The 16,404-nt window shown below is 42.8% G+C and carries 15 protein-coding genes; 9 read left to right on the forward strand and 6 right to left on the reverse strand.

Annotated elements, in window-relative coordinates; genetic code table 11:
* Positions 1 to 11: 11 nt before the first annotated feature.
* Positions 12 to 959 (reverse strand): tyrosine-type recombinase/integrase, encoded by a 948-nt coding sequence (locus tag G496_RS0104460; RefSeq protein WP_027178219.1) that lies wholly within the window; start codon positions 957 to 959, stop codon positions 12 to 14.
* A 217-nt stretch (positions 960 to 1,176) separates the two neighbouring features.
* On the opposite strand from G496_RS0104460, the gene G496_RS0104465 reads away from it, so the two are divergent.
* From G496_RS0104465 to rnhA, 3 genes are read left to right on the forward strand one after another with little or no spacing between them, the layout of a single operon-like run.
* Positions 1,177 to 2,547 carry a phosphomannomutase/phosphoglucomutase gene (locus tag G496_RS0104465; protein ID WP_027178220.1) on the forward strand — a complete coding sequence of 457 codons (1,371 nt, stop codon included), beginning with the start codon at positions 1,177 to 1,179 and terminating at the stop codon, positions 2,545 to 2,547.
* A gap of 51 nt (positions 2,548 to 2,598) precedes the next feature.
* Positions 2,599 to 3,177 (forward strand): hypothetical protein, encoded by a 579-nt coding sequence (locus tag G496_RS18845; RefSeq protein WP_051294835.1) that lies wholly within the window; start codon positions 2,599 to 2,601, stop codon positions 3,175 to 3,177.
* Entirely contained in the window at positions 3,178 to 3,642 is a 465-nt protein-coding gene (gene rnhA, locus G496_RS0104475) for a ribonuclease HI (protein ID WP_027178221.1), read from the forward strand.
* Between the two features lie 100 nt (positions 3,643 to 3,742).
* On the opposite strand, the gene rlmN is transcribed toward rnhA, so the two are convergent.
* On the reverse strand, positions 3,743 to 4,780 hold the full coding sequence (gene rlmN, locus G496_RS0104480) for a dual-specificity RNA methyltransferase RlmN (protein ID WP_027178222.1): 1,038 nt from the start codon (positions 4,778 to 4,780) through the stop codon (positions 3,743 to 3,745).
* Between the two features lie 557 nt (positions 4,781 to 5,337).
* On the opposite strand from rlmN, the gene G496_RS0104485 reads away from it, so the two are divergent.
* Complete coding sequence (locus G496_RS0104485) at positions 5,338 to 8,016, forward strand: tetratricopeptide repeat protein (protein WP_027178223.1); 2,679 nt, start codon at positions 5,338 to 5,340, stop codon at positions 8,014 to 8,016.
* 98 nt (positions 8,017 to 8,114) lie between these two features.
* Here the strand turns inward: G496_RS0104485 and G496_RS0104490 are convergent, their stop codons facing one another.
* Complete coding sequence (locus G496_RS0104490; RefSeq protein ID WP_027178224.1) at positions 8,115 to 8,363, reverse strand: phage regulatory CII family protein; 249 nt, start codon at positions 8,361 to 8,363, stop codon at positions 8,115 to 8,117.
* 428 nt (positions 8,364 to 8,791) lie between these two features.
* On the opposite strand from G496_RS0104490, the gene G496_RS0104495 reads away from it, so the two are divergent.
* From G496_RS0104495 to G496_RS0104505, 3 genes are read left to right on the forward strand one after another with little or no spacing between them, the layout of a single operon-like run.
* A complete protein-coding gene (locus tag G496_RS0104495) occupies positions 8,792 to 10,561 on the forward strand; it encodes an ATP-binding protein (protein ID WP_027178225.1) in 1,770 nt (589 codons plus the stop codon).
* A 31-nt stretch (positions 10,562 to 10,592) separates the two neighbouring features.
* Positions 10,593 to 11,831: an inorganic phosphate transporter gene (locus G496_RS0104500; protein WP_027178226.1), complete on the forward strand. Its 1,239-nt coding sequence runs from the start codon at positions 10,593 to 10,595 to the stop codon at positions 11,829 to 11,831.
* A 29-nt stretch (positions 11,832 to 11,860) separates the two neighbouring features.
* Positions 11,861 to 12,538 carry a DUF47 domain-containing protein gene (locus tag G496_RS0104505; RefSeq protein ID WP_027178227.1) on the forward strand — a complete coding sequence of 226 codons (678 nt, stop codon included), beginning with the start codon at positions 11,861 to 11,863 and terminating at the stop codon, positions 12,536 to 12,538.
* Positions 12,539 to 12,619: 81 nt separating this feature from the next.
* On the opposite strand, the gene G496_RS0104510 is transcribed toward G496_RS0104505, so the two are convergent.
* From G496_RS0104510 to G496_RS0104520, 3 genes are all read right to left on the reverse strand, one after another.
* Positions 12,620 to 13,297 (reverse strand): CBS and ACT domain-containing protein, encoded by a 678-nt coding sequence (locus G496_RS0104510; protein WP_027178228.1) that lies wholly within the window; start codon positions 13,295 to 13,297, stop codon positions 12,620 to 12,622.
* A 165-nt stretch (positions 13,298 to 13,462) separates the two neighbouring features.
* Complete coding sequence (locus tag G496_RS0104515) at positions 13,463 to 14,698, reverse strand: peptidase U32 family protein (RefSeq protein WP_027178229.1); 1,236 nt, start codon at positions 14,696 to 14,698, stop codon at positions 13,463 to 13,465.
* Between the two features lie 14 nt (positions 14,699 to 14,712).
* Positions 14,713 to 15,576, reverse strand: coding sequence for a PHP domain-containing protein (locus tag G496_RS0104520; protein ID WP_027178230.1), 864 nt, complete (start codon positions 15,574 to 15,576; stop codon positions 14,713 to 14,715).
* 130 nt (positions 15,577 to 15,706) lie between these two features.
* Here G496_RS0104520 and G496_RS0104525 point away from each other — a divergent pair, with 130 nt between their 5' ends.
* Entirely contained in the window at positions 15,707 to 15,898 is a 192-nt protein-coding gene (locus G496_RS0104525; RefSeq protein WP_027178231.1) for a Trm112 family protein, read from the forward strand.
* Between the two features lie 58 nt (positions 15,899 to 15,956).
* Complete coding sequence (locus G496_RS0104530; RefSeq protein ID WP_027178232.1) at positions 15,957 to 16,385, forward strand: FKBP-type peptidyl-prolyl cis-trans isomerase; 429 nt, start codon at positions 15,957 to 15,959, stop codon at positions 16,383 to 16,385.
* Positions 16,386 to 16,404: the final 19 nt, after the last annotated feature.

The raw sequence follows: 16,404 nt of genomic DNA on the forward strand, positions 1-16,404 counted from the left end.
ATAATTTGTAGTTATCGACGATTCACCCCCTTTAAGAATTCTTTTCTTGGATGCTTATTTTTTAGTATTTCTCTCTGTGAAGACTGGCTGACGTGGGTATAGATTTCTGTGACTGAGAGCGAGCTGTGCCCTAGGAGGCATTGTATATTTCTTATATCGACTCCGTTTTCTAGCAGCAGTGTTGCTACGGTATGGCGAAACATATGTGGTGTAATATTTGTTGTTATTCCAGCTAGGTAGCAATATTTTTTTATTAACAGCCTGACGGATTGCGTAGACATTCCGTGCTTGTCCCGGTTTAAAAAAAAGCTTTTGTCCCGTTCGAGCCAGGGACTGTATTCTTTGATGTATAATCTGAGAGAATTTAAAACTTCTTTACCGCAGATAGGTATCACTCGCTCTCTCTTACCCTTGCCTGAGACCTTAACTTGCCCGGAAGGTAGATCGACATCTTCAAATTTTAGGCTGCATAATTCTGAAACTCTCATGCCACTCGAAAATAGAAGTTCTAATATAGCAATATCTCTTATTGATTCACTTATGCTTTTATGTGATTCCAATTTTAATCTATAATTATTGTAAACAGCCTTGAGTATCAGTTCTAAATCTTCTCTTGAAATTACTCTTGGAAGCAATTTTTCTTTTTCAAGCTTCAAACGCAGTTTATTAAACGGGTTAACTTCAATATAATCTTCCTGTTCATTAAATGATAAAAAACTTTTTAAGCTGGCTATTTTTCTTTTAATGCTCTTTGGTTTATACAAACTATAAAGATACTTTAAATAACTGCGTATTACAGACCTATCTATTTCTTTTATACTAATATCTTTTTTAATTTTATAGCAATGTATACAGAATTGTTTTAAATCTAACTTATAAGCTTTTAAACTGTATTCTGCCAAGCCTCTTTCATATTCACAATGCTGAATAAAAATATCTATAGACGTTATAAGCTTCACTAATTATTTCTCGCTCAACTATTTTTAATAAATTCAATTTAAATTAGCTTTTTACTATATAACGCATTGCTTTTATTCAACTTACATCTACAATTATAATTTTTTTTATAATCATGCTTTAAGCATTACTTGCTGACGGATGATGAAAATACTTTGATGACGTAGCTGGTGAGGATGTGTAAACTATTGCAGATCATCATTTTTTGCGGAGAATTTTATGGAAATTAATAAAGAAATTTTCAGGGCCTACGATATCAGGGGAATTGTAAATAAAGATTTTGACGAGAACTGGGTTGAAAAACTTGGCCAAGCCTGCGGGACATGGTTCACTAAGCATGGTTGGAAAAGAGCTGTTATCGGTCATGACTGCCGCCACAGTTCCGCAGCGTATCAGGCGGCCATAGCCAGAGGCCTGAATGCTTCCGGCATAGATGTGGTATATCTTGATCTTGTACCGACACCGACATTTTACTTTGCTGTAGGACATCTCAATATGCATGCGGGCATAATGATTACCGCAAGCCACAACCCGCCTGAATTCAACGGCTTTAAAATATGGGGCGGAGAAACCACAATTCATTCCGGAGATATTCAGGAAATCTACAATATAATGAAATCCGGAAACTTTTCCGAGGGAACAGGATTATGCTCACACCACGACATAATTCCAACATACATAAAAACTCTGCTCTCAGGACTAAAAATCAAAAGACCTGTTAAAGTCGTTGTGGACGGTGGAAACGGTGCTGGCGGACTGATCGCCTGTGAGCTGCTTAAACAGGCCGGAGCCGAAGTTATCCCTCTCTATTGCGAGCCGGACGGAGATTTCCCAAACCACCATCCTGACCCTGTTGTTGAAGAAAATATAACTGACCTGAAAAAAGCTGTAGTCAGCCACGGAGCGGAAGCCGGAATTGGCCTTGATGGTGACGCAGACAGAATTGGGGCTGTTGATGAAACAGGGCACCTCATGCCCGGAGACAGACTGCTGGCAATTTACGCCCGTGAGATGCTCGCAAGGAGAAATGATGAGATTGTAATCGCAGATGTAAAATGCAGTCATCTCTTATTTGAAGATATAAAAAAACATGGCGGCAGACCTTTAATGGCGGTTACCGGGCATTCAATTATGAAAAGCAAAATGCTTGAAACAGGTGCGCCACTGGGGGGAGAGATTAGTGGGCATATCTTTTTTAAAGATCGTTTTTTCGGCTTTGATGATGGCATCTATGCTGCTTTAAGACTTGTTGAAATATTATCATCCACGCAGACACCTATTTCGCAGATGCTTGCAGACTGGCCGGAAACATTTTACACCCCCGAAATAAGAATAGACTGCCCCGAAGAATTGAAATTCAAAGTGGTCGAAGCTGCACTTGCATACTTTAAAAAACATTATGAAGTGATAAGCATAGATGGGGCTAGAATTCTTGTTCCCGGAGGATGGGCATTAATACGGGCCTCAAACACTCAGGCTGCGCTGACTCTGCGCTTTGAGTCCGAAACAGAGTCCGGTCTTGAAAAAATAAGAAAGATTGTGGAAACTCCATTAAAAGAATGGATTTCCGGTAAAAATCTACCGGCCTGAAATAAAGACTTATATGAACCACGTTAAATCTTTTTATCGGGATAAAACATTATGCGCTTGAATATCGCTCCCAGAGGAAGAACTGCTGGTGAAAAATTTTTGCGTTCCATAGGCCTTGTGCTTGTCTTTGCTGCTGTTGCTTACGCCTTCTGGCTCAACACTCAGCGCACAATGGATAAACTACAGACCAAAAACGCGATATGGGACCAGACCGGGGTAATGAGCAAGCAGGAGCTGAAATACTTCAAAGGCTTTTCCAACAGCATGCACGACCGTTTTGGCGTAAAAACTGTTATCCATATACGCAATAAAGCAATTGAAATTAAAGACTACGATGGGAAAGAAATCTTCATTGGTCTCTGTCCTGCTGAAAAACAGGTTGTGCTCGAATTTCCGGGGCTGATCCGCCATGCGCTCGGGGCTGATTTTATTGACTCATTGCAGACCAGATATTTTGCAGACAGCTTCAACGGCAGGGAATGGGTCACGGCTTTGCAGACTGCGGTTGCCATGATCTGGGAAAAACTTGTTGAAGTTGAAACAGAATCAGAGCTGAGTGCAACTGAAGACAACAGCAGAACTGAAGTTCCTCAATTAAAAAAAGCAGAACCACAAAGGAAACAGGAATAAATGTCACGGAAGAATGTTTTGATTTATACTGACGGATCGTGTCTCGGAAATCCCGGTCCCGGCGGATACGGTGCCGTGCTTATATACAATGAGAACCGCAAGGAACTCGCACAGGGATACCTGAAAACAACAAACAACAGGATGGAAATGCGTGCTGTTATAGCCGCCCTTGAATCCCTTAAAGAACCCTGTGATGTGACTCTCTACACAGATTCGCAATATGTAAAAAACGCGATAACTAAAAAATGGCTGGAAAACTGGCAGAAAAACGGCTGGAAAACAGCAGCCAAAAAGCCGGTTAAGAATAAAGACTTATGGATTCAGTTCCTGCCACTGATAAAAAAACACAATGTGGATTTCAGATGGGTTAAAGGTCATGCGGGTCACCCTGAAAATGAACGCTGCGATGAGCTGGCCCGAACAGCCGCTTCTTCAGGCGATAAGCTTGAAGATACTGAAGATTAAACAGAAAAACGGCACTACAGTATAGCATTAAAATAAAAAATCCGACCCAGTTATCAGGGCCGGATTTTTTTATACATTTATTTATAAATACTTACGAAAATTACTTTTTCTGATTTTCAGCTTTAAGCTGGCCACATGCGGCTTGAATATCCTGCCCCATGGATTTTCTCAGGATTGTAGTGATATTTTTACTCCAGAGGTATTTCTCAAAAGCAAGAATATCCTTTTCACTGGGCTTTTTATAAAGTGGTTTATCGCCGGGATTGTAGGCAATAAGATTAACCTTACACTTTCTCTGTCCCAGCAGTTTAACAAGCTGTTTAGCATGTTCAATAGAATCATTTACTCCGCCCAGAAGCAGGTATTCGTATGTTATGCGCCCGCGTGGTTTCAACGGATAACGGTCAAGAGCTGCCATCAGATCATCGAGGTGGACTTCCGCGGCCTTGGGCATAATTTTGGCCCGCAACTCCTGTGTCGGAGCATGAAGAGAAATAGCCGGAAAACAAAGGTCGCTTTCACCAAGAGTCTGCAACTGCTTGGGAAAGCCTACAGTGGAAAGGGTTATACGCCTTGGTGAAAAACTCAGGCCGTTGTCATCGTTCATAGCGCGCATGGTTTTGAGCATCGTCTTTAAATTCATAAGCGGCTCACCCATTCCCATAAAAACCACGTTTTTAAGCTCGTTGAGATTGTGCTCACTCAAATAGTGGCGTCCCACAAGAATCTGCCCCAGAATTTCGGACATGGTCATATTGCGTTCAAATCCCATCTGCCCGGTACTGCAAAAAGTACAGCCCATAGCACAACCAACCTGAGTTGAAAGACACTGTGTATAGCGTCCGTCACCAGGTATGAGAACAGTTTCAATCTGTGCACCATCGCGTAATTTCAGTAAAAACTTTATAGTTCCATCTTTACTGGTGCTGACAACTTCAATTTCAGGCCACAGAATTTCAGCAGTTTCTGCAAGCTTGCCGCGCAGTACTTTGGCAAGATTTGTCATGGAATCAAAATCTCGCGCCATTTTCTTCCAGAGCCATTGCCAAAGCTGAGCAGCCCTGAATTTAGGCTCGCCAAGCTCGTTTACGACAAAATTTTCCAGCTCTTCACGATTATAATCTAATATATCAATCATCTTTATTCCGAATTTTAATATTTCATATCAGCAGCTTCAAAACCTGTCTGCTTCTCACTGTCTAAACATCAGCTGCAAACAGAAAACAGTTATTACGGTAAGATATTATGATTAAATCCACCGCAGGCAACAGCTTCTACTCTCTTCAGCCAAGCGAGTACATGCAGTATCCACCCATATCAAGCTTTTTAATACTATTCCCCCGGCCCGCTTCCAAAGTTTTAAAATCAGCCTGCAATGCGCTCATATTCTGAGTATTCCAACTAAAAACCAGCTTAATTATTACAAAAATATTCTTCCAAAAGAAATAACGGGCTTACTTTGCACTTACTATTTATGGTACACAGCATCTGCTTATGAAATATCTTTATAAAACAAATAAGCGTAGTTAAACAAATTTTAATAAATCAGGGCTGATTTAAAGAAGATGAAGACAACACCATCCTTTCTGGATTAATAGGGTAAGATATGAGATATTCACTGCATCTTATATTGCAACCATTATATCGCAAAAATGCTGCACGGCAAAAATTAAGTAACTCCATGTGGAGCCGGCCATGAAATTTTTTTTTCGTATCGTACATTTCCTTATCCTGCTGACAATACTGACAACTGTAAACGTATCTGCTTCAAAATCAGTTTTTATCGGAAACTTTGAATCTCAGGATAACGCAACGGGATATCTTTTTTCATCACTGCTTAAAGATTCCATGATGAAACAAGGCCTTAACTGTGTTGTGAATGGAACCACGCCGGATAAAGCCAGATATTCTGTAAATGGAATAATTGAAACCGGAGACAGTAACGCTTCTTATTCCGCAATATTAAGTGATAGATTCAACCTTGAGCCGGACCTCTTTTTTAAAGGAGTCCAAAAGGGTGGTTCAAGTCTGCAACCTGCTGCGGACAAGCTGTCTTCTTCCATTGCCTCCAAAATCAATCAAAACGTGATCACAGCAATTGATGTTTCAGGAGAATTACGTCTTACCCCCGGTGCAGTCATAGCGATTTCCGAAATACTTCCCGGAGAAAAAGCTGATGTCGCAAATATAATAGCGGCAAGAATAATTCTTGAAAACTGCGGACTTTTCCGTTCCGCAAGGATTTTTCTTGAATCCGGTAACAAAGGAAAAATTCTTCATTTCCTTATAAATGAAGGGCCGATGCTCTCAGCTAGAAATATTGAAGGAACAGGTTCTGAAAAGACAAAAGAATCACTGCTTAAAAGTTCCAGAAATTCTCTACCGTCTTTCAGAATATTCCCTGAAAATGTAAACGCCACCTGTCTTTCTGGATTACCGGCCTTTAAAGCCGGAGAGCTTATAACTGATTTTGAGCAGGTATCAGACCAGAAAGAACTGGTTTCCATTTTAGAAAAAATCATCAATGTTTCTGAAAAAATACGTCAGGATGTAGCTGAATATTCAAATGAAAGGCGAAGTGAAAGCATCATTCTGGTTAAGCTTTGTTCCCTGCTCAACTCCGATAAAGTTAAGAAACTCGACAGATATTTTCGCACGCTGCTCCGCAAGGCTGATACCGAAGAAAAAGTTGAACATGTTGTGAACCTCACAGCACTGATAGACCGATCAATTGAAACCGCTTCCCGGATTGAAGAAATTATCGGCAGCAGGCTCTTTCTGGAAAAACCGCACTCACCGGCCTCCCCTATGATTCTGGAGTTTCTCGGTAATCTGGCCTCAATGCAGGGAGAAAATGATAAGGCTGAATCTTTGTACCAGATGGCTATAAACTCTTCCGGCCTTCCGGTACCCGCCCGTCTGCTTATAAATCTTGCTGAATGCAGATACAGAAGCCTCAACCGTAGCTCAGGAGATAAAATTTTAGAAATGCTTGAACCGCAGCTTGCGCCGCAGGTCAGCATAAAAAACAGCACCAAGGCAAGAATCAAGGAACTTAATTTACTTTCAAAATTATGTATGCAGGTCGAAAACGTAGCTGACAACAGTAAATTTGAGGCCCTGCTTGCAAAAGGGCATGCCCTGATCTCATTACGCCGGGCTGATCTGGCTGAACCGCTTTTTCATCAGCTTCACGGCCTTCATCCTGACGATGCCAGACCTTTTACAGGTTTTGCCCGTCTGGCTATCCAACGTTCAGGAAAAATGTCTTCCGCAAAAACATATCTGGAAAAAAGCCGGGATCTTAAAAATAAAGACAGCATGTATTATGAACTTGGTCTGGGATATGTGCTGGACCGTATTATCAATGAAGCTCTGCCCGACTTTGAAGAATCCGGAAAAACATCCGATCAGGCTTCAGCAATTCTCTTCCTGCTGCCTGATGCCTTTAACTATGCAAAGGGATACGGAAAATTTAATCCGGGACAATCCGCAATTATAGAATCCGCATTAAGAATTTTTAAAGACTGGATTAATTCTCCAGAGAACACAGCTTCCAATGCCTTTGATAATTTATTCCTGCGGGCCGGGGAATTGAGAGATGAATATCCACAATCAAACGATTGTGCCGCTGCTGAAATTTTCAACTCCATATTTGCTTCCCGCAACGGAACACAGTCAATTGAGTCAGAAGATATCAATATGGCCTCAATCAAAAATACACCGCAGAATGCAACCCAGATTCTAAAACTGCTGCGCCTGAATGTCCTGATAAACAACATGAACAACAATCCGGATAAAAAACTTTCCGAAGCTGTCGTATCTTCGGTTCAATCCATAGCGCCGGGATACACAAACCGTAGAACTGCCATAACAACGCAGGCCGATGGCCTTGTAATGGCCGGATTATATATGAACAACAATGCAACCATAAATAAGGCTAAATCGCTTTATTACATGGTGGCAGAAGAATTAAACGGCTGTGAAAAAGTTCGTGTACTAAATAATTTAGGCGTAATTTCAGCCCTGATCGGACATAAGGATGAGGCTGACGATCTCTTCAACGAATCTATGGATGCAAATCACAGATGCTCAGTTATCGCTTCAGATAATAAAAGTTTCATCCATAATCAGCCTGTGACCAACTCCACAGCTGAAAAAATAGAGACTACCTCTGAACATTCTAAAATAAATGGATTTTTTGCTGTTCTAAAAGACAGGGCTTCTTTAACCCCGGTGTACAGCAAATTTGGAAAGCTTAATCTTATTTTTGATTACAAGTCTTCACCATGGCTTGACCTTGATAAAATCAAGTCCGGGAAAAAGGTATTATTGCTGGAAGGAAATAAAATCCAAAAAAATAATGCTGACTGACAAATATCGGCCACAAAATAAACAAATGTATTATTCTGACTCCGTAGATGATTGTAATCGGGAAAACTCAAGTTTTCCCGATTACCCAAAAAACTAGGTTATTTGTCTTCCTCGGGAACCAGATCAAAATTAAGCTCCTGAGCCATAATTTTTAAAGGCTCAATTATACCCGTAACTTCCATTATTTTCATCAGCGTTTCAGCCCCGAGTTTGGCTTTCTTATCTTCAGGATTAACTTCTCTGAGCAGAGTTTTATGACTCTTCCCGCAAATTTCAGCCAATTCAGTTGAAGGAATCGGGCCGTTCAAAACAATCTGCTGTATAACTTCATCAATCTTACTAGCCATTTGTATCTCCATATACGATCTAGAATACAGGTATTTTTATTTTTACCCCATCTTCCTGAAAGCCTCAAGTGCAACGCATGGGTATTCTCACCAAATCTATTTTTAAAATCGTCACAATAATGTAACAATATTCGGGTACAACCTCTCAACTCAAAAAAGCAAGACAGACTTTTCCACGAATGAAAAGTCATCTGCAAAATTATCCCCGGTATTACAGAATGTTAAAAAATATAATTAATTTTATTACCTAATCTGTAGAACAGGGGTATCAAACTTTCGAAAGCTGTAAAAATTATAATTATCGGCATAACCTCCGAAGGGTCATCCAAAACACCCCTTGACCCGATCGTCGTAACGTGATTGTTACCTCGGTGTAACACTTCGGGTGGTTCGGTAAAACGCAGCTGAAACCAAAAACAGAGGTCTGGATGCTAAAAAATTCATTACACATGAGAATTATGCTCTGGGGATGGGCCATTCTTATATGTGCCCTGCTTCTCACTTTGTGGTTTTACTATGGAACTGTTGCGTCCGAGCTGACCTCCTCGCAGGAGCAATCCACAGAGAGGCTGCTGGAATACGTTAAGTGGCGAATTAATAAAAGCGACTCCCAAAAAGGATCCGCAGCCTTTCAGGATGAAATGACCAGACTTGGTTCCAGACTCGGAATCAGGATAACTTATATAATAAACGGCAAAGTTGTTGCCGATTCCAAGGTTTCGGATGAACGGCTGAGAACTTTAGATGACCATTCTTCACGGCCTGAAGTTATAGAAGCTGTCCGTTCCGGTAAAGGTGAAAATATACGGCACAGTGCGACACTGGATACCAAAATGCTTTATGTCGCCGCACAGATGCCCGGCAAGGGAAACATACTTCGCCTTGCAATGCCTTACTCCAAAATAGGGCAGCGGCTCAGCAGGGTGAAAACAAGTTTCTTCATAATTTTTATTTTCATTGCGCTCGGCTCAGCCCTTGTGACTTTCATTCTCGGCCGCAGAACCACCCGTGCGGTACAATCTCTTTCCGAAACTGCACAGGCCATAGGCAATGGCGATTACAGCAAGCGCATCCGGGTCATTCCCGGAGGTGAATTCTATCCCCTTGCCCAATCCATAAACACTATGGCCCACAGAATTAAAAAACATATAAAAATCATAGAGGACCAGAAAGGACAACTTGATGCTATTTTTGAAAATATGCACGAGGGGGTCATGGTCCTGAACTACAAAGGACAGATTGAATCAGTCAATCAATCTCTGGTGGATATGTTTCCTTCCGCCCGCAAATGCGAGGGCCGCAATCCGCTGGAAGTTCTTATGCGCCATGAAATTCAGGACGCTGTGGACAGCATTCTGGCTGACATTGACGGGGAAAAAAGAAGCCTGATCATTGAACTGCCTGATGGCAGATCAATAAGTGCCTCAATTGTCGCTTTCACCGACTACAAGGACCGCCGCAAAGTTCTTCTGGTCTTCCATGACATAAGCGAAATCCGCAAAGTTGAGAAAGTGCTCCGCGACTTTGTTTCCAATGCCTCCCACCAGCTCAGAACACCTTTAACAAGTATAAAAGGGTATTCTGAGACACTGATCGACAATCCTCCTCAGGATGAAGCTGTTCTTAAAAATTTTCTGAGTATTATCCGTAATAATGCCGACCATATGTCCAAAGTTATTACCGGTATGTTTGCTCTTGCAAGAAGCGAATACTCTGGAAAGAAACTGAAAAATGAACCCACATCGCTTGTTTCCACTCTTAATCAGAGCATAGGCGATGTCGCCCATCAGGCCGCTGAAAAGGGAATTGTCATCAACTGCTCCAATATACCGGACGTAGATGTTCTCGGTTCCCACGAAGGTTTAGTTCAAATCTTCGACAACCTGCTTGAGAATGCAGTTAAGTATGCGCCTGAAAACACGGATATATCAATTGAGACGACAACTCATGAAAATGATGTATTTGTAAAAGTTATCGATAAGGGTCCAGGAATACCGCACGCCGAACAGGATCGTATCTTCGAGAAATTTTTCAAGCTCGATGAAAATGCCATTGATAATGGCAGCTCAGGTCTTGGTCTTGCAATCTGCCGCAGTCTGGTCCGCAACTTCAATGGTGATATCTGGGTTGAAAGCCCGGTAGACACGACAACAAAGGAAGGCTCGGCTTTCTGCGTAAAGCTGAAAAAAACAGCCTAGCTTTTCTTTTTCCTCACTCAAGGGGTATTTAATGGATATTTACGATCTTTTTTTCTATCTGGCCCTTTTTGCAGGTTTTATGATGGCATTCAACCTCGGGGCGAACGATGTAGCCAACTCAATGGCTTCCGCAGTGGGGGCAAAGGCTATAACCGTAAAACAGGCCGTACTTATTGCCGGAGTGCTTAACTTTGCCGGAGCCGTTATTCTCGGTTCACATGTTACGGCTACGGTAAGTAAAGGAATTATCAATCCCGAGGCCATTTCTGATCCTAAACTGATAATGATAGGGATGTTTGCCTCGCTCATTGCGGCGGCGGGGTGGGTTCTTATATCTACCCTGACAGCACTCCCGGTATCATCAACACATTCAATCGTCGGAGCAATTCTCGGTTTCGGGCTCGTGGCCGGCGGACCGGATGTAGTCAACTGGCTGAAAATGGTGGGCATTGTCATGTCATGGATTATTTCACCGTTTTTTGCAGCAGCTATATCCTATTTCATTTTCAGTCACATCAGAAAAACAATTTTATTTAAACGAAACTTTATCCATCAGGCTAAAAAATGGGCCCCGATATGGATGGCTTTAACCGTTCTTTTAATCGCCCTTTCTTTTCTCTATAAAACACCTGTTGGAAAAAAATTGAACCTGCCTTTCTCCGGTTCACTCCTGCTTGCTCTTGCTGTTGCTTTTGTCATGTGGTTCATAGGCAAATTAATGGTCAGCAAGCTTATTGGCGACCCGGAAGAAGGTGCTGAAGCCGTAGAGAGAACATTCCGCAAACTGCAGGTCGGCACGTCATGCTATGTGGCCCTGTCTCAGGGAGCCAACGATGTAGCCAATGCCATCGGTCCTGTTGCGGCAATCTACCTTATTTCCAAAGAACATCAGCTTCTTTCTACAGCTCAGGTTCCCATAGGAATTCTTATCCTCGGCGGACTCGGTATTGCCATCGGTATCGCACTGCTCGGACACAAGGTTATGGGAACAGTGGGTAACAAAATCACAGTACTTACAAATACCAGAGGTTTTGCAGTTGACTTCGGAGCAGCAACAACAGTTCTTGCCGCCTCAAACATGGGACTCCCGGTATCAACAACCCATGCCTCTGTCGGTGCGGTTGTGGGTGTCGGTCTGGCCAGAGGATTCAGCGCCGTCAATTTCAAAGTACTCTGGAAAATAGTTATATACTGGCTGCTCACAGTACCGATTGCGGCACTGACAAGTATTATTATTTATACTATCCTTAAGTGGACTTTTCTTTCTTAACGACAATTAACCTGAACAGGAGGATATATATGAGTTTTCACATCCCGTTCCTCGGCCTTCTTTCCACAAACGACCCGATGGAAGGTCTGGTAAAACACTATGATAAAATTGCCGAATGCATTCAGATCATTAACGATTCAGTTGAATGCTATGTAACCAACGGAAATACCTGCAAAGAGTTCAAAGAACTTACAGAACAGATTGATACCGTTGAAGCTCAGGCTGATAAAATAAAACGCAGCATCAGAAACCATCTTCCCCGCAGCCTCTTTATGACTGTCGATAAAACTCTGTTCCTTAACTACACAAGCTCTCAGGATAATGTTCTTGATTACGCTCAGGATGCATTGCACTGGCTTGCAATGCGCAGAGTTGAAATTCCAGTTGAATTTCAAAAAGATATTATCGGACTCGTTTCTGAAATAAATGAAGTAGCAACAAGCCTCGGACCTGCCCTTAAAACTACTATTTCCCTGATAAACGGTAAGTCCATTGACCGTGAGGGAACAAAAAACGCCTTCCGCAAAGTCCGTGGACAGCGTGAAAAAGTGAAAGACCTTGAAAGATCCCTTTCACACAAAATTTTTACTTCCAAAATGAATTTTAAAGATATCTACCAGCTGATTCATTTCGTCGACTGCATTGATGAAATGGCCCATGCTGCTGAAAGCTGCGCGGACATCCTCCGCTCAATGATCGCAAGATAAGTAAATAAAAAACCCCGGCGTAAATACACCGGGGTTTTTTATTTCTGATAACTGCGAACGCAGATATAATTTTATAGTACTCTACTTGGTAAGGCTGTTTACAGAATCACGAACCCAGTACATGAGTTCGAAACGTTCCGCGATTCCTTCACGCAGTCTGTTCAGGTCAGCCTTATCCATATCTCTGATACGGATAAAAACATCACGCATGTTTTCCTGTATCGGTTCAAAAGAAGTCAGCACGGACATTACCCGGGCTTTGTTGTCCTTGAGGTAATCAAGAACCGGACTTAAAAATCCGGGATCATTTGAGAGCCTGAGCCCCATCTGAACTCCGCCATGCCGCACTCCGGTAATTTCAATCAGCACTTTGAAAACATCAGTATTGGTAATAATTCCGATGCATTTGTTTTCGGAATCAACAACCGGTAAACCACCTATTTTCTTTTCCTGAAGAATTACTGCGGCTTTTTCAATAGTGTCATCCTCAGAAACAGTAAGAACCTTGCGGGTCATGATATCTTTAAGCTTAATTTCAGAAAGAAGATAATAAAGCTCGTGCATATCAAGAGTAGTAGCTTTGGAAGGAGATGCTTCTTTAACATCCCTGTCGGAAACAAGGCCAACCAGTTCTCCATCATCGTTAACGATCGGCAGACGGCCTATATTCTTTTCTTTCAACAGCTTTGCGGCCTTCATCATGGAACGCTCAGGTGTCAGGGTAACCACTTCACGAGTCATCCAATGTTTTACAAGCATGATCTTTCCTCCTTCATATTAAGCTGAAACAACAATTCAAGTGTCACTCTATCTCAAAAATCCGGCATTATCGGCAATATATTCTGCCACTGCGCTAAAAAGCGTCTATTCTACTGTTCTGATTATATAATATGAACACCATGGTCAATAAAAGTATGCGACTATCTATTCACCGAGACGAATAAAATATCCCTGCTGCAATTCAGCAGAATCACAACGCAGCAGAGCTTCCGTACCGGAATGTACTGTATCGACTTTTTCGCCATTTAATTTTTCAAAGGAATACGAACCCGTTGCTATAGAAGGTCTGCTCAAAGCAGGGGCTATTACAGTCACATTTCTACTTTCTTCCCAACGGCTTTTTACGGAAACAAGCCAGCTGTCATCACCGCGTTTTTCCAGAAGGCGAGCCAGAACAGGTCTTTTCTCTCCGGACTCAGGCGGCAGGGCCACTCTCGACGGATTATTTTTTCTTAAAAATCCCGTGCTCAAAGGTCTGGTTGAAACATTGCGCAACTCAGGAACAGCTTCCTTTGGCAGATGTCCGCCACCTGAAACAGCATCAATGGAAGTTCTGTAGACATCCACAGCCTGTGCCAGATAGGACGAACTTTTAGTTCTGCCTTCAATCTTCAAAGCTGCGATGCCGAGATCAGTAAAAAATTTAATATACCTAATCAGGCACAAATCTTCAGCAGCATAGATGGTAGTGAAGTCCTCATCTTCAACCGATTCCCAGAAAACTTCTCCGGGTCTGGTCTTTTCTTCAACCCTTATCCCTGTGGCCTTGTACTCAAATCGGCATGGATGGGTACACCTGCCCATATTGGCACTGCGGTTATTCATCCACGCACTCATGAAGCAGCGGCCTGACAAAGCCATGCACATGGCCCCGTGTACAAATATTTCAAGCTCCGTATCAGGACACTTCTCAGCAATATCGCGAATATCAAGAGCACTTAATTCACGGGCAAGATTGACCCTTGTCGCTCCGAATTCTTTCCAGAAGCGTACAGACTCGCTGTTTCCGGTGTTGGCCTGAGTGCTGATGTGAAGCGGAACTTCAGGCAGGGTCTTTCGGGCCAGCAGAGCGACACCGGGGTCAGCTACAATTAAGCCATCCGGAGTTGATTCCGCCAGTTTATCAAGATCGGCGCGAACAGAATCAAGATCCTTCTCCCGCGGATAAGCATTCAGACAGAAATACGAGCTTGCTCCGGCATCGGAAATTTTTTTGAGAGCTTCCGGCAACTCTTCCCAGCCGAATCCGGCTCCCTGTGAACGCAGATTAAGATTACCTGCACCAAAATAAACAGCATCAGCTCCGTATATTAAAGCTGTTTCCAGCTTCTCCATATTTCCTGCAGGACAGAGAAGCTCGGGCTTTTTTGTTTTTATCATTCTAAACCACTTTTTTAAAAATTGACTGAAAGCCCCTTGGATTGCCTCAGAGCTTTAAGGTCGTCAAGCACACTGTGATGAACAAAAAGTTTTCCGGTACCTTTACCGATTCTTATCTCGGGTTTAACTGACCCGTGAAAGTCAGACCCCCCGCTTGGGAGAAGGCCGAACTTCCGGGCTGCTTTTTTGTATGCAGAGGTCATCTCAAGAGTATGGGATGTGTAATAAACTTCAATGGCTTCAAGGCCGTATCCTTTCAACCTTTCAAGCTCAACATCAAGCTGGGCGTCATCAACTCCGAGAAGGCAGGGATGAGCTAACACAGCAGTTGCCCCGGCACTGTTGAGAAGAGCTATCCCATCTTCAGCAGTAATCTTAATTTTAGGAACATAGGCTTTGCCATCTTTGCCCAGCAGCTTTTGAAAAGCTTCCTCAATACTGTGCACATATCCATGATGTACAAGTGCTCTGGCAAAATGAGGTCGCCCCAGAGTTCCGGTAGCAAGGGCCTCAACTTCTTCATAAGTGACCGGATAACCAACAGCCGTCAGCTTTTCAACCAGTTCTCTATTACGGATCTCTCTTGAGTTTACAAGTCTGCTGAAAGCCTCGGACAGGCAGGGTGCATAAGGGTCAATCCATAATCCGACAATATGCATTATTCCCCTGTCATAGCTTACACTGAGTTCACAGCCGGGTATAACCTCAATGCCATACTTTTTACCGGCCTCCAGCGCTTCAGGCAGCCCTGAAACAGTATCATGATCAGTAAGAGCTACAGCAGCAAGTCCGGCATCCTTGGCGGCTTTAACAAGTTCGGAAGGGGTCAGAGTTCCATCAGACGCAGTTGAATGAGTATGCAAATCTACTCCGGGCATGATACACTCCTGTTTGATGGAGTATGATTACCAGTTTTCCTTATGGCTTTACAGGGTAAATGTACCTTGAGGATTTCCTCATCTATGTTTATAGGAGACACAGACGAAACTGTTCAAGGAGACCAAGACAATGGCACTCAATAAAGAATTGATTGAAATTCTGGTCTGCCCTAAATGCAAGGGCGACCTTTCCCTCTTCGAAGACGAATCCGGCTTTGAGTGTGAAAAATGCAAGGTTGTCTATCCGGTTAAGGATGAAATCCCCATCATGCTTATTGATGAGGCCATTCCTTCGGACAGATGGAAACAAGAAAAAAAATAGTGCAACCAAAGGCGGAAAACATGCCTAACGTTTTCCGTAAGAAGTACAAGGAGTACACATGTCTCAGGCCAAAGACGGCGATAAGGTCCGCGTCCACTACAAAGGTTCTCTCGAAGATGGAACTGTTTTCGACTCTTCCTACGAAAGAAATGAACCTCTTGAAATTACTCTCGGACAGGGAATGCTCATTCCCGGTTTTGAAAAGGCTGTAGTTGGACTTCAGGCCGGAGAAAAAGTAAGCGCTACAATCGCCCCTGCAGAGGGTTACGGCGACTACCACGACGAATACACCTTCGAGGTGGAAAGAGGACAGATTCCGCCGGATATCACCCCGGAAGTAGGTATGATGCTTCAGGTAAACACTGATCAGGGTGTGACCAACGTAACCATCAAATCCGTCACCGATGAAAAAGTTATTCTCGACGGTAACCACCCTCTGGCTGGCCAGACCATGCTTTTCGACATTGAGCTTGTTGAAATCATGTAAAAAAAGATAACGAAATCAA

Source organism: Maridesulfovibrio bastinii DSM 16055 (assembly GCF_000429985.1).
Classification (GTDB): domain Bacteria; phylum Desulfobacterota; class Desulfovibrionia; order Desulfovibrionales; family Desulfovibrionaceae; genus Maridesulfovibrio; species Maridesulfovibrio bastinii.